Below are 13066 nucleotides of genomic sequence, written 5' to 3'. Positions count from 1 at the left end.
TTCGGGTTTAAACCGTTGGCTGGTTCAGCCAGTCTTTTAAGCGGTTTGCTACCCAGGCTCCATCGTCCAGACACAGATCATGGCCCGCCCACGGGTGCCTGAGGATGTCGATTTGCCATTTTTTATGAATGGCGTCGGAACAAGCCGGTGCGACTAAACGGTCGCCCCGGCCATTCAATAACAGCAATGGCGCGTTCGGTTTTTCGGTACCAGGCCTATACCGAGCCGCTGCTGTTATCTGTCGCACACAATTTGCAAAACTGATTGGCCGCGCGTGTTGTATGGCCGTCCAGGCGTCAGCCGTTTCCGGATATTGCTCTCGCCGATTGCCGACCAGTCGAATTATTGCCAATTCTCTTTTGTATAAATCCCGCTCCAGTAATAGACCAAGAAATTGCGGATAACTTTGCCAACGCATACGCCGATAAAACGGGCTTAAGCCGGCAAAGCTGGTATTGACCAGAACAGTTGCCGCAATGTCTTGCGGGTAGCGCTGTAACCATTCCCACGCCACCATGCCGCCGAGGGACAATGCCAGTATTGTAACCGGTCTTGCTAACAGGCCGTTTGCTAAAGCTTGGCGGCGGACTTGTTCCGTTATGGCTTCAATGGTGTCCGGGCTGCATTCCTGATAATACTCGCCGGTGCCCGGCAAATCGATGGTGCTGACGCTTGATTCCTGAAATGTGTTTTGCAACAACTCCGGAAACTCCCCCCAATGCGCCGCTTCTCGACATAAGCCGCGCAGCAATAGCCAATTTTGACCGGCTAAGGACTTAGGCATACCAGAGATCCATAGCCTGTAGCCGATTATGCTCTTGTTGCTGGTTGTTTAACATCGCCCATTGCTGCGGGTAGAGTAGGCTGCGGTACAAGAAGTCGAATAAGGTTAAATGCCGGCGCAAAATGCGTTGTTGGCGATGCGGCAGCAAGGGGTGGAACAAACCGTGGCGTTGAAACAAATGCGTCGGACTCTTGCGCAGCCAAAGCCAGGAACCCATTTCCAGCGTTAAGGGCAGAAACACCCGTTGCTTGCCGTGACGGTCGATAAACTCGTCGTACAGATAATCCCATAAATCGCCGCTAATCACGTATTCCTGGCTCATAGGCTCGATTTTATAGAAATGATGCGGGTAGCAGCGGTCGAATAGCCGTTTTAGCGCGTAGGCTTGAGCCACGCCGGGAAACGGCGTCTGACATGATGCATAGGGAAACCATAGCCTATCGTGGATACCAAATCCGGAATGTAGATCGATAGCGATCGACAGAGGGGCGTCGAACAGATGTTTATGAACTACCCGGCATAAAGCTTGTGCTTCTTTTTCCATTTTCGATTCGTCGCCACGATACCAGGGTAACTTGGCACTGAAACGCTGGCCGCTGTATAGCCGGGTATTGCCGACACTTTCGATCGGCGAATTACGCATCAAATCCACACCATGGCCGTTACAGCGAGTGCCGCGATAAACACCGACCGGGTTGACGATGGGTACGAATACCAGTCGCGAATGTTGCAAGCGGGCATTAAATTCCTCATCCCAATCCAGTAGTTGCAGGATGGTTTGCAAGTAAGCCAATATTACTTCCGAGCCGATTTTCTCCAAACCGTGTACGCCACCAAAGAAAGCCAAAGCGGGGGCGTCGGGGCTGCTTGAGCCCAGGCTGATACAATGGATCGGAAATTGCGACTGTTTGTAAGGTATCCATTCGACGATCTCGCAATAAGCGCGGTCACCGAACTGCTCGATCAGCTTTTCCAGCTGCTCCAGCTCCGGGAATGAGCGGTTTTTCATGAATGTCAGTATCGCTAACCGGCCAGCGTCTTTTCGATATAGCGCTGTCTTTTCTTGGGTGCAATTTTATCGACTTCCACCATGATCAGGCTGTCGATGCAGTTGTTAAAATCGGGATCGATGTTGAAATCGATGAAATGGCAGCCTTTGTCGACGCATAATTCCACGTATTGTTTGTAAAGTGTCGGGACTTTTACACCCAGTTTTTTCAGTTCGCTGTTTAGGATTTTGAAGCTGGTGGAGTAGTCGGCGCTAAATTCATTGGTGGCAAATGCCTTGCCTTCCTGAGAGATTACAAATGGGGTTCTGGCTTTGGTGTGCTGCAAATCGGAGGCAAACTGTTGTTGATAAAAACCGATGATCAGTTCCTTGGCGGCCTGCGGATAGGCATTGCTGATACTGACCGGACCGAATAGATATTTGATGTCCGGGCGTTCGCGTAAATACGCGCCGATGCCGTACCAAAGATAATCCAGGCTGTGTTGTCCCCAGTAGCGCGGTTGTACGAAGCTGCGGCCCAGTTCGATACTATAGGGTAGATAGGCTTCAAATTCGCTGCGTAAATCGAACAGGGTCTGCGTATAAAAACCCTCCACACCGTGGCTGGCCATAATGGCCGGACCTTCGCCGACCCGATAAGCGCCGACGATTTCCAGATCGTTGTCGTCCCACAGCACGATATGGCTGTAGTAAATGTCGAATTTGTCCAGATCCAATGCCAGGCCTGTGCCTTCTTCGACGGTTCTGAAGGTCAATTCGCGCAAGCGTGCAATCTCACGCATCACCGGGCAATCGTCTTGAAACTGGTACAAAAAGATCTTCTTGCCGTCGCGGGTTTCGCCAAGTAGGCGCGATTGGTACAGCGCTTTTTTAACGGCTTTGGTGTCGGAAGGATGTACTACGGTGGCGACGGTTTCGAATAGTGCCGGCTTGTTTTTTTTGCCCAGGTTTTGCACGTGCTTACGAAAGCGTTGACTGAGCTGTTTATTGCTTTCCTCGCTGTCGGCGATGACCTGGTAAGGTACCGGCGCACCGACCATGAATTTGATTTCCTGGCCCTTTTTATTGAACATCTCTTTAACCAGCAGCATCGTACCCAGCGGTTTGTAAAGCGTCGAGGCGCTATAGAACAAGGCCGAGTTCTTGGCCTTGATAAAGATTGGCAGGATAGGGCACTGCGCTCTGCGGGCCAGCTTAATAAAACCGGATTGCCAGGCACCGTCGCGGATGCCTTTGGGTGTGATACGTGAGACTTCGCCGGCGGGAAAAAAGATGATCGCCTCTTCGTTTTCCAGCGCGTCCAGCATGACTTTATAAACATCCTTCAGTTTTTTCTTATCGGACAGCACGTCGACCGGTAAGAATATCGATTGCAAAGGCTCCATATGTGACAAGACCCGGTTGGCGACAATGCGCACGTCGGGCCGCACGGATCGAATCAATTTCACTAAGGCCAAGCCGTCCAGGGTACCAATTGGGTGATTGGCAACGATCAGCAAGCGGCCTTCGGAGGGGATATTGTTATAACAATCGTTGCTGACGTGATAATTGAATTTGAAGTAATGCAGCAATTTGTCCAGAAAGGCAAAGCCGCGTAGGTGTTGGTTTTTACGGATAACGTCGTTGAAGTCGTCTTCGTGGATCAGTTTTTTTAAAGCTTTTACTACCAGCTTATTGTCTTTGCCAAATTTAAAGTCGGGATAGGTTTCTTGCAGTATGCGTTCAGCATCGATCATCGCTTAGTGTCCTGAAAAAAGGCGTATGCGGGGATTCTAGAGAGCGAATATGTCAGAAATATGTCAGCCGCTGACCGATGAAACAGTTTGCCAAGCAAGGGTGGTGGGCGCGTGGCGAAGTACGCCAAATAGCTGGCGGACTCCTTGTTGATGTCTATTCTGAAGAGAAGAGTGCGGATCGGAATATCTAACATTCACGGGCCGGGACAGGATGTCCGACCCGCTTTTACTGTTACAAAGCCGCAACCACAATCAGTGCGTTTTTGGGCTGGGTTTGTCCGGTGTCAATACGGTGTTTTGCGGCGGCTGGCTGCTATCCAGATCAGGATAATCCTTGGTGTAGTGCAGGCCGCGGCTCTCTTTTCGCTGTTGCGCGCAGCGGATAATCAGCTCCGCGACAATAACCAGATTACGCAGTTCCAGCAGGTCGCTGGTGATGCGGAACTGGCCGTAGTATTCGGCGATTTCCTCTTTTAAAAGTACCAGCCGGTTCATTGCGCGTTCCAGACGTTTATTAGTGCGGACGATGCCGACATAGTCCCACATGAAACGGCGCAATTCGTCCCAGTTGTGAGAGATCACGACTTCTTCATCCGAGTCGCTGACTTTGGATTCGTCCCAGTCAGGTAAGGGCAACGGTGCCGGTAATTGAGCGAATGTGCGGCGAATGTCTTGATTGGCTTGTTCGGCGAATACCAGACATTCCAGCAATGAGTTGCTGGCCATGCGGTTAGCACCGTGCAGTCCGGTGCAGGCCACTTCGCCGATGGCGTATAGGCCGGGGATGTCGGTGCGGGCGTTGGCGTCGGTCAATACGCCGCCGCAGGTATAATGCGCCGCCGGTACCACGGGAATCGGTTGCTGACTGATGTCGATATCCAGTTCCAGACATTGCATATAAATGGTGGGAAAGTGTTTTTGAATGAACTCCCGCGATTTGTGGCTAATATCCAGGTAGACGCATTCGATACCGTGTTTTTTAATCTCGCTATCGATGGCGCGGGCGACGATGTCGCGTGGCGCCAGTTCCATGCGTTCGTCGTAGCGGCGCATGAAGCGTTCGCCGTCAGGCAGGATCAAATGCGCGCCTTCGCCGCGCACCGCTTCGCTGATTAAAAACGAACGAGCTGTCGGATGATAAAGGCAGGTCGGGTGGAATTGCATGAATTCCATATTGCTGATCCGGCAACCCGCGCGCCAGGCTAGCGCGATGCCGTCGCCGCTGGAAATATGCGGGTTGGTCGAATACAGATAAACCTTGTTGGCGCCGCCGGTCGCCAGCACCACGACTTTGGCGGCTATCGATTTGATGCTGCCGGATTTGCTGTTTAGTACATAGGCGCCGCAGATTCGTTGTTCGCTAGCGCCTAATTTGTTAGCGGTGATCAACTCTACTACGTTGTGGTATTCCAGCAGCGTAATGTTCGGGTTCGCCTGGGCGCGTTCGATTAAAGACAGCGATACCGCTTTGCCGGTAGCGTCGTCGGTATGCACGATGCGGCGGTGCGAGTGGCCGCCTTCGCGATTTAAATGCAATTGCTTGGCGCCGTCGGCGTTACGCTCTTCGGTAAAATTCACGCCCTGTTGGCGTAGCCATTCGATGCTTTGTCGACCTTGAGCGACGGTGAGGCGGACGATTTCCGGATCGCAAAGACCGGCGCCGGCGATCAAAGTGTCTTCGATATGCGATTCGATGGAGTCGTATTCGTCGTCGAATACCGCGGAGATTCCGCCTTGGGCGTAATAAGTGCTACATTCGGTCAGCGCGAATTTGGCGAGCACAGCTACTTTATAGGTATCCGCCAAATGCAAGGCCAGACTGAGTCCGGCACCGCCGCTACCGGCAATAAGAATGTCATAATAAGATTCAGCGATGTTGGTGAGTGGGTTTGCTGTCAATGTGGTCAACTTTACGGACGGATGAGTAGGTTTAGCGATTTTTGAATAATATCTCGTTTTAATGTTGCGGTAATTTTTTTTGTGTTGCTAGAACTAATGCGGTTTAATTCTGTCCATCTCATTATCAAAATAGAGCAGTGAACGAACAAGTTAGGAATACCGAAGATCTCGATCAAGAATTGGTGCAACGTGTGCAGCAAGGGGATAAATCTGCCTTCGATCTTTTGGTGATCAAGTACCAACATAAGATTGTTCACTTAGTGAATCGCTATGTTAAGGATCCCAGCGAGGCGCAGGATGTCGCCCAGGATACTTTTATCAAAGCTTACCGGGCCTTGGGCGATTTTCGGGGCGAAAGCGCGTTTTATACTTGGTTGTACCGGATTGCGATCAATACGGCCAAAAATTACCTGTTGTCTCGTTCTCGCCGCCATTTTGATTACGAGATTGATGTTCAAGATGCCGAACAAGTAGAAAACTCACCTCAGCTAAAGGACATCGAAACGCCGGAAAATTTGTTGATGAATGAGCAAATAATCGCGGTGATTAAATCGGCTATAGAGAGATTACCGGAAGAAATGCGGATTGCAATTACGCTCAGGGAATTTGAAGGGATGAGTTACGAGGAAATAGCGGAAGCGATGGATTGTCCGATCGGTACGGTGCGCTCACGGATTTTTAGGGCTCGCGAAGCCATAGACCAAAAATTAAACCCATTGCTCGACTAAAGGTGTATCGATGCAGGAACAACTTAACGAAAAACTTTCACAATTCATAGACGACGAGCTCGATAGCGAACAGGCGCTGTTGCTGTTGAAAGCGGTGCAGGACGATGAATTGCTTAAAGACAAGCTTCGGCGTTATCAGATTGCTAGTCAAGTGTTAAAGAGCAACGAATATTCGCAGGTAAGCAGCGATTTTGCCGATAAAATCCACGAACAGATTCGCCAGGAGCCCATTTACTTCATGCCGCGTAAAAAGCCGATGCTTAATTGGCAAAAAGCGGCTTTGGCAATCGCCGCCTCGATAGCGCTAGCGGTAGTCTGGGTAAGCAACAAAGTCGATAAGCAGATGAGTAGTCCTTTCGCGACTGTCGAAATCGTCGCGCATAGCAAGGTGCCGGGTGACGCGATGGACGCTCGTTTTAACGAGTATTTACAAGCGCATGATAACGCGCTGTACGTAAATAATATGCAAACGGCGCAGCCCTATGCGCGGGTGGTCGGCTATCATCAGGAATAAGGGCGTGAGATTTATAACGGCTTTTTTGCTTTGGGCGATTTATAAAATTGCTGTTGCCGACGGCGAGCAACTTTCAGCCGGCCAATGGTTGGATAAAATGAATCAGGCCATGAAAACCCTTAACTTTCGGGGAACGGTGATTTTCATGAAAAACGGCCAGCTCGATACGATGAAGTATCAACACACTGTTGAAAACGGTGTCGAACAGGAGCGTCTGGCTTCGCTCAATTCACCGATGCGAGAAGTGACTCGAAAGTCCAACGAAGTCACCTGCATATTCAAGGAAACCAGTCAAAAGGTGGTGAACCATCATCCGTTGGACAGCTCTTTTATCGTTAATTTGCCGCAGAACACCGGCGTATTGGACAAGTATTATCAATTCGGATTGGCGGGGCAGGAATCGATCGCGATGCTACCCACGCAGATTATTAATATTCAACCCAAGGATGAATTGCGTTACGCCAGAAAAATCTGGATTGATAAACAGCACTTTTTGCCTTTAAAAGTCGAAGTTTACAATTCGGACGGCAACATCCTGGAGCAAGTGGTCTTTACGGATTTAAATACCGATGCTGTTGCCGCATCGAATATTAGCGATATCGATGAAAACAAATTTCAAGTCAAACATATTCATGCCACCCAGGCCGAACCGTTTGAAAATGCCTCATTCTCGTTGAAAAATTGGCCGGCGGGTTTTGAACCGGTATTTTTTATCCGCAATTCCATCCAGCAATCTCAGAAAGCCGTGGATCATCTGTTAATCAGCGATGGCTTCTCCACGGTTTCCGTTTATCTGGAGGCAAAGGAATCGCAAGGTATCAAGGGTTTACACAGTCTAGGTTCGGTAAACTCATTCAGCATGGTAATTGGCGATAAGCAATTTACCGTACTCGGCGAAGTACCCGCCAAAACCGTTGAGCTTATCGCCGACGGCATAGCATCGCGCTAGAGCATCCTTTTTAGTAACAAATCAATGTATGACTGGAGATTACATGCTTAATAAGCTGTTTTATGGAGTTTTGATGTTTTTATTGGCGATCGACGCGAGCTATGCGCAATTGCCCGACTTTACCGAAATGGTTAAAACCAATGGCGATGCGGTGGTGAATATCAGCACCACCCAAAAAGCCCCCGATCCGCAAGCCGGTGCCGATCAGCAGCAAATGCCCGAGGATATGCCGCCGGAAATGGAAGAATTTTTCAGACGTTTCTTCCAGGGGCCGGGGCGTGGTTACAGTCCGCGGGAAACTAACTCCCTGGGGTCGGGCTTTGTGATTTCCAAGGACGGTTACGTATTGACCAATCACCATGTGGTCAATAACGCTTCCGAGATCGTGGTTAAATTAAAAGATCGCCGGGAGTTAATCGCAAAACTGATCGGTTCCGATGAAAGCACCGACGTAGCCTTATTGAAAGTGGAAGCCAAGGACTTGCCGGTCGTGGAAGTCGGCTCCCCCGAGCAATTGCAGGTGGGCGAGTGGGTGCTGGCAATTGGTACCCCCTTCGGTTTCGATCAATCGGTAACCGCCGGTATCGTCAGCGCGAAAGGCCGCAGTTTGCCTGATGGCAACTATGTACCCTTCATCCAAACCGACGTGGCGATCAATCCAGGCAACTCCGGCGGCCCCTTATTTAATATGCAAGGCAAGGTAGTAGGGATAAATTCGCAAATTTACAGCCGATCCGGCGGCTATATGGGCTTGTCGTTTGCGATACCTATTGACGTGGCGATGAATGTTGTCGAACAAATCAAAAGCAAAGGCAAAGTCTCGCGCGGTTGGTTGGGTGTGCAAATCCAGGATGTGACCCGGCAGTTGGCGGAGTCGTTTGGCATGGATAGACCGCATGGCGCACTGGTTTCGAAAGTGATACCGGGCGGGCCGGCGGAAAAGGCCGGGATACAAATCGGCGACATTATTGTGGAATTTAACGGCCAAGTCATTGAAACTTCCGGCGAGCTGCCGCCTCGGGTGGGCATGACGCCGATTGATGAAAAAGCCAAGGTTAAAATAATAAGGCAAGGCGATAAGCAGGATATCAGCGTCAAAATCGGTTTATTGCCCGCGCAGGCTGCGGCGGCGACAAACGCCCCAGCGGCGGTGCCTGAAACGGCAGTAAATCGTTTGGGCCTGGCGGTTGCGGATTTAACCGCCGAACAGCGTCAACAATCTCAGGTTGAAAAAAATGGCGTATTGGTACAAAAAGTTAACAAGGGCATTGCGATGGATGCGGGGATTCAGCCTGGCGACATCATTTTGCGGATTCAAAATAACGTAGTGCGCGATGCAGCTGAGTTCAATTCTATTGTTGCGAAATTACCGGTTGAAAAATCGATAGCACTTTTGGTACAACGTAACGGCAGTCCGGTATTTTTAGCGTTTAAAATCGAGAAATAATTGAGGTAACTCAATGCCTACCGCCAGTAATGTAACGCAATTGATCGGCAATACGCCGCTAGTGAAATTACATAAAGTCGTTTTGGAGAACTCCGCTACGGTACTGGCAAAGTTGGAATCGAGAAACCCCGGCGGCTCGGTCAAGGACAGAATAGGTCTGGCCATGATTCAAGCCGCCGAGAAAATGGGACGCTTGCGCAACGGCGGCACTATCGTCGAGCCGACCTCGGGTAATACTGGGATTGCCTTGGCTATGGTGGCCGCCGCGCGCGGTTATCATTGTATATTGACGATGCCGGAAACCATGTCTGTCGAGCGCAGACAATTGTTGGCATTGTACGGTGCTGAAATTGTATTGACCCCCGGTTCCGAAGGCATGTCAGGCGCTATTGCCAAGGCGCAAGAAATTGCCAGGCAAACGCCGGGGGCGTTTATGCCGCATCAATTTGAAAATCCGGCGAATCCGGAAGTACACAGACAAACAACTGCCCAGGAAATTTGGTCGGCTACCGATGGCCAAGTCGACGCTTTTGTGTGTGGGGTAGGTACCGGTGGTACTATTTCCGGGGTTGCCGATGTGATAAAAAACCGGAAACCGCAATTTCAAGCGATTGCGGTGGAACCGGCCGAGTCGCCTGTCATCTCCGGCGGTACGCATTCGCCGCATAAAATTCAAGGCATAGGTGCCGGCTTCGTGCCGAAAAATCTGGAAGTCGATCTGCTGGACGGCATTGAATTGGTCACGACCGAGGAAGCCTTTGCGATGCGCAGACGACTGATAGAAGAAGAGGGCATTATGGCCGGTATTTCATCCGGTGCGAGCGTGTGCGCCGCCGTACGAGTCGCTGCAAAGTTAGGTGTTGGCAAGACCGTGGTGACCATTATTCACGATACCGGCGAGCGCTATTTAAGTATGAGCTAACGACGTTTTACCCTGCATTCTGCTGGAGCAAAAAATAATAACAATGACAAATCCCAGCATAAAAATACGTTCTACCGGCCTTGGTTATTTTATTAACCGCATGCAGACGCTGTTCGTCAGCATGCTGCGGATCTGGACGATACCTATCGTCTTGATGCTCAGTCTTTCGTCCGGCTTTACTACCTATTACGGATTGTCGCACTTCATCACCCCCTGGATTGCGCTGGTGATTACCGTCGCCATTCAGTCCATCATCGTGATCTGCTCCCTGGAAATGGCGGGTATTCACTGGAAAGCCAACAGAATGCGCTACTTTACAGTGGTGGCGTCGTTGTCGGTGGCGATTGCTGCATCGGTGACATTTTCTTATTTCAAGTTCTACGAAATATCCGAGCAGGAAACCCTGCATATCAATCGATTGAATCAACTGCGGCAGCAAACCAAGGATTATCTGGACAGCATATTGCTGGTCAAAAGCCAGATGTTGCACCAACAAAAACTGGATTTGGAAAAAGCCTCGCTCGACGCCAGCCAGGCATATTTCGGCACGCATGACCAGATCGGCCCCGGCTATAAAAATCAGGTGGGCGAGGGCCCGTTTTGGCGTCATTACAACCAGATTTATCAAGAAAAAAAGCAGTTGTTACAACAGCAGGAGCAAGCCTTTCAGGCTCTGGATAACAATATCCGCCTGTTGCAAACCAACCTGAATCAGCTGGACGTGACTAGCGATCCGGAAGCCACTTATTCGCAGTTTTTAAAAAATTATCAGGATATCCAGCTGGATGTGAATCAACTGGCCAGCAGCATGGGTATGGCATTACCCGATGCACCGTTGCTGATGACGTATAAGCAGTTCATCGAGGAAGTAAAGCCGTCTTTTGCGATGTGGCGCGGTTTTTCCTGGTTTGCGTTTGCTTGCGCGGCGATGGTGGATTTTTTTACGGTATTGTTGTCCTATCGGTTGGAGTTCACAGCGCCGGGCCCGTTGACGATTCAGGAAGAGGAGCTGGTTTTCGAATGTCTTCGGCAATTTACCGAGTTTCGGATCAACGAAAACGACGAACTGGAAATGGTCATCGAAAAGTCGGAACTGGAAAAAGCCCGGCGCTACTCGGATTGGTCGCGGATGTTTGTGGTCGGGCTACTACTCAGTCGCGGATTCTTGCGCAAGGTGGACGACAGGACCGTGGAGTTTGCGCCTAATCTTTATCCGCTGATTGCGGAAAAGATGTCCGACAAAATCGCCGCGCTTAAACAAAAAGCCGCTGCCGCGGCAAGCGCTGTTAGCCATGAATAGCCCCGGAACCGAATTGGAAGCCTGGCTGGCGGGCGGCGACTTGTTCGAAGAGTCGCTGGCCGATACCGAGCAGTGGGTTGCCGGTTTCGACGCCGATCGGCAAGTGGTGCAGCTAAAACTCGGGCCGTATAAAAAACTGTATTTACGGCCGAAGAAATTCGTTAAGCGCTTTTATCACCATATTCACCCGCTGACGATAGAAAGCTGGCAGTATCGGCGCCAGCTACATATGTTCGACGACTTTTGCACCGTGGACTTGGCCTTGGATTTGCGATTTCAGGCCACCTTGGCTTATGTGCTGAAAAACAGCGAAATGCTGTCCACGATTAATCAACACATTAAGCAGCTTTACGCCGAGATTATCGACGATGTGGTGAATCTCGAGCTGCAAGCGCTGGCCGATGGCAACTGGATTCAAACCGGCCTGATCGACATCGAAAAGCGCATCGCGCTGGCCATTAATCAAATGTTGATGCAGCAACAAATTCAGTCGCAAGCCTTGTGCAGTTTGACGGCTAGTTTTAACGAATTTCCGAATGTGCAGTTGGGCCGCGACAGCGTTTACCTCAATGTGTTGAAAAAAACTTTCGAGCTAAATGAAGAACGCACTAGGGAGCTAGCCAGGCAGCAACGAATGTTGGAACAGGAAGAGTTACTGGAAAAGCGCCGTCAACTGGAGCATTTGCAACGAGTGTCGGATCTGGAATTGCAGATTCAAGCGCAGGAAGCCGAAAAACAGCGGCGTTTGTTGGAAGACAAACAAGAACAGCTCGTGCAGCAATTGGAGCTTGAACGCCGCTTGTATGCGGAACAGCTGCGCCACGAAAACGAATTAAAAGAAATGCGATTGGAAGCCGAATTGATAGGCCAGGAAAAACAATCGGCCAGACAAAGACTAACGGAAAGTCAGCAGCTCAGCGATCAATTAGCCCATCAAGCCGTGTTACACGAAAAAAAGGTACTTGCCGATATTCGTTTACAACAACGTACGAAAAGCTTGTGGGAGGATAACGGTGCAGAGGACGAAACAGGGAGCGATCATGCGCAGCAATAAAATGACAGTTTTAAGTTACCGTATCTTGGTTTTGGTATTAACCGCGTTGTTGGCAGCCTGCAGCATGGCGCCGCGCCCCTTGCAATTTCGGGCGGAAATCGATTCGCTAGCCGCCGTTAATAATTCGCAGAGCAATATTCGATTTGTGCTGTTGCCGGGCAATGCCGGCGCTAATGAACAGGATTTGCAGTTTATCGAGTTTAAAGCGTACATCGAGAAAGTACTGGCCAATCGCGGCTATAGCAAGGCCGCTAGTATGCAGGACAGTAATTTGGTGATGTTCTTGAGTTATGGCGTCGGTGCGCCGGAAGTGCATCAATACAGCTACGAGGTGCCGTTATGGAACGACATGGGCTATTACTACCCATACCGAATGTCCAGGTTCTACAACGGCTATTACCCCGGTTTTGGTGTCGGCGGTTATGCGCAACGTACCGAATCCTATACCACCTTTCGCCGCTACTTGGTGTTGGAAGCGTGCGACAAGGACGCTTACCTACAGCAGCAGCAACGTAAGCAGCTTTGGAAAACCAGTGTGCAAAGCAACGGCGCCAGCAACGACTTACGTCTGGTGTTTCCGTATATGGCGGCGGCGATGCAGGCCTATATAGGTAGTAACACCGGGCACATGATTACCGTCGATATAGACGAAACCGACCCCTTGGCGCGCAGCCTGCTCGGCCCTTATCAACCGAGTCTACCGCAGGCTCAATAGCGCTTGGCG

General features: G+C 50.4%; 12 protein-coding genes. 8 read left to right on the top strand and 4 right to left on the bottom strand.

The genetic code is table 11. The features are described from left to right. Positions 1–7: 7 nt before the first annotated feature. From ACH50O_RS08130 to nadB, 4 genes are all read right to left on the bottom strand, one after another. The gene (locus ACH50O_RS08130; protein WP_446811519.1) at positions 8–784 is read right to left on the bottom strand and encodes an alpha/beta fold hydrolase; all 777 of its coding nucleotides are present in this window, start codon (positions 782–784) and stop codon (positions 8–10) included. Then, positions 777–1793: a M14 family zinc carboxypeptidase gene (locus ACH50O_RS08125; protein WP_446811518.1), complete on the bottom strand. Its 1017-nt coding sequence runs from the start codon at positions 1791–1793 to the stop codon at positions 777–779. The genes ACH50O_RS08130 and ACH50O_RS08125 overlap by 8 nt, the downstream gene beginning before the upstream one ends. A 14-nt stretch (positions 1794–1807) precedes the next feature. Beyond that, positions 1808–3529: a lysophospholipid acyltransferase family protein gene (locus ACH50O_RS08120; RefSeq protein ID WP_446811517.1), complete on the bottom strand. Its 1722-nt coding sequence runs from the start codon at positions 3527–3529 to the stop codon at positions 1808–1810. A gap of 252 nt (positions 3530–3781) precedes the next feature. Further along, positions 3782–5437 (bottom strand): L-aspartate oxidase, encoded by a 1656-nt coding sequence (nadB, locus tag ACH50O_RS08115; protein ID WP_446811516.1) that lies wholly within the window; start codon positions 5435–5437, stop codon positions 3782–3784. 128 nt (positions 5438–5565) lie between these two features. On the opposite strand from nadB, the gene rpoE reads away from it, so the two are divergent. Genes rpoE through ACH50O_RS08075 form a run of 8 tightly spaced genes read left to right on the top strand, consistent with a single transcriptional unit; the run spans position 5566 to position 13057 of the window. After that, positions 5566–6156 carry an RNA polymerase sigma factor RpoE gene (gene rpoE, locus ACH50O_RS08110; RefSeq protein ID WP_446811515.1) on the top strand — a complete coding sequence of 197 codons (591 nt, stop codon included), beginning with the start codon at positions 5566–5568 and terminating at the stop codon, positions 6154–6156. 10 nt (positions 6157–6166) lie between these two features. Continuing rightward, positions 6167–6670 (top strand): sigma-E factor negative regulatory protein, encoded by a 504-nt coding sequence (locus ACH50O_RS08105; RefSeq protein WP_446811514.1) that lies wholly within the window; start codon positions 6167–6169, stop codon positions 6668–6670. 4 nt (positions 6671–6674) lie between these two features. Next, positions 6675–7619, top strand: a complete 945-nt coding sequence (locus ACH50O_RS08100; protein WP_446811513.1) for a MucB/RseB C-terminal domain-containing protein — start codon at positions 6675–6677, stop codon at positions 7617–7619. A 43-nt stretch (positions 7620–7662) separates the two neighbouring features. Continuing rightward, a complete protein-coding gene (locus tag ACH50O_RS08095) occupies positions 7663–9066 on the top strand; it encodes a DegQ family serine endoprotease (RefSeq protein WP_446811512.1) in 1404 nt (467 codons plus the stop codon). A gap of 13 nt (positions 9067–9079) precedes the next feature. Next, positions 9080–9988 carry a cysteine synthase A gene (gene cysK / locus ACH50O_RS08090; protein WP_446811511.1) on the top strand — a complete coding sequence of 303 codons (909 nt, stop codon included), beginning with the start codon at positions 9080–9082 and terminating at the stop codon, positions 9986–9988. 43 nt (positions 9989–10031) lie between these two features. Further along, positions 10032–11288 (top strand): hypothetical protein, encoded by a 1257-nt coding sequence (locus tag ACH50O_RS08085; protein ID WP_446811510.1) that lies wholly within the window; start codon positions 10032–10034, stop codon positions 11286–11288. Beyond that, positions 11281–12342 (top strand): hypothetical protein, encoded by a 1062-nt coding sequence (locus tag ACH50O_RS08080; RefSeq protein ID WP_446811509.1) that lies wholly within the window; start codon positions 11281–11283, stop codon positions 12340–12342. The genes ACH50O_RS08085 and ACH50O_RS08080 overlap by 8 nt, the downstream gene beginning before the upstream one ends. Continuing rightward, positions 12329–13057 (top strand): hypothetical protein, encoded by a 729-nt coding sequence (locus ACH50O_RS08075; RefSeq protein ID WP_446811508.1) that lies wholly within the window; start codon positions 12329–12331, stop codon positions 13055–13057. The genes ACH50O_RS08080 and ACH50O_RS08075 overlap by 14 nt, the downstream gene beginning before the upstream one ends. Positions 13058–13066 lie beyond the last annotated feature (9 nt).

The organism is Methylomonas sp. 2BW1-5-20, from assembly GCF_052474515.1.
This window is presented reverse-complemented; position numbering and strand designations above follow the sequence as displayed.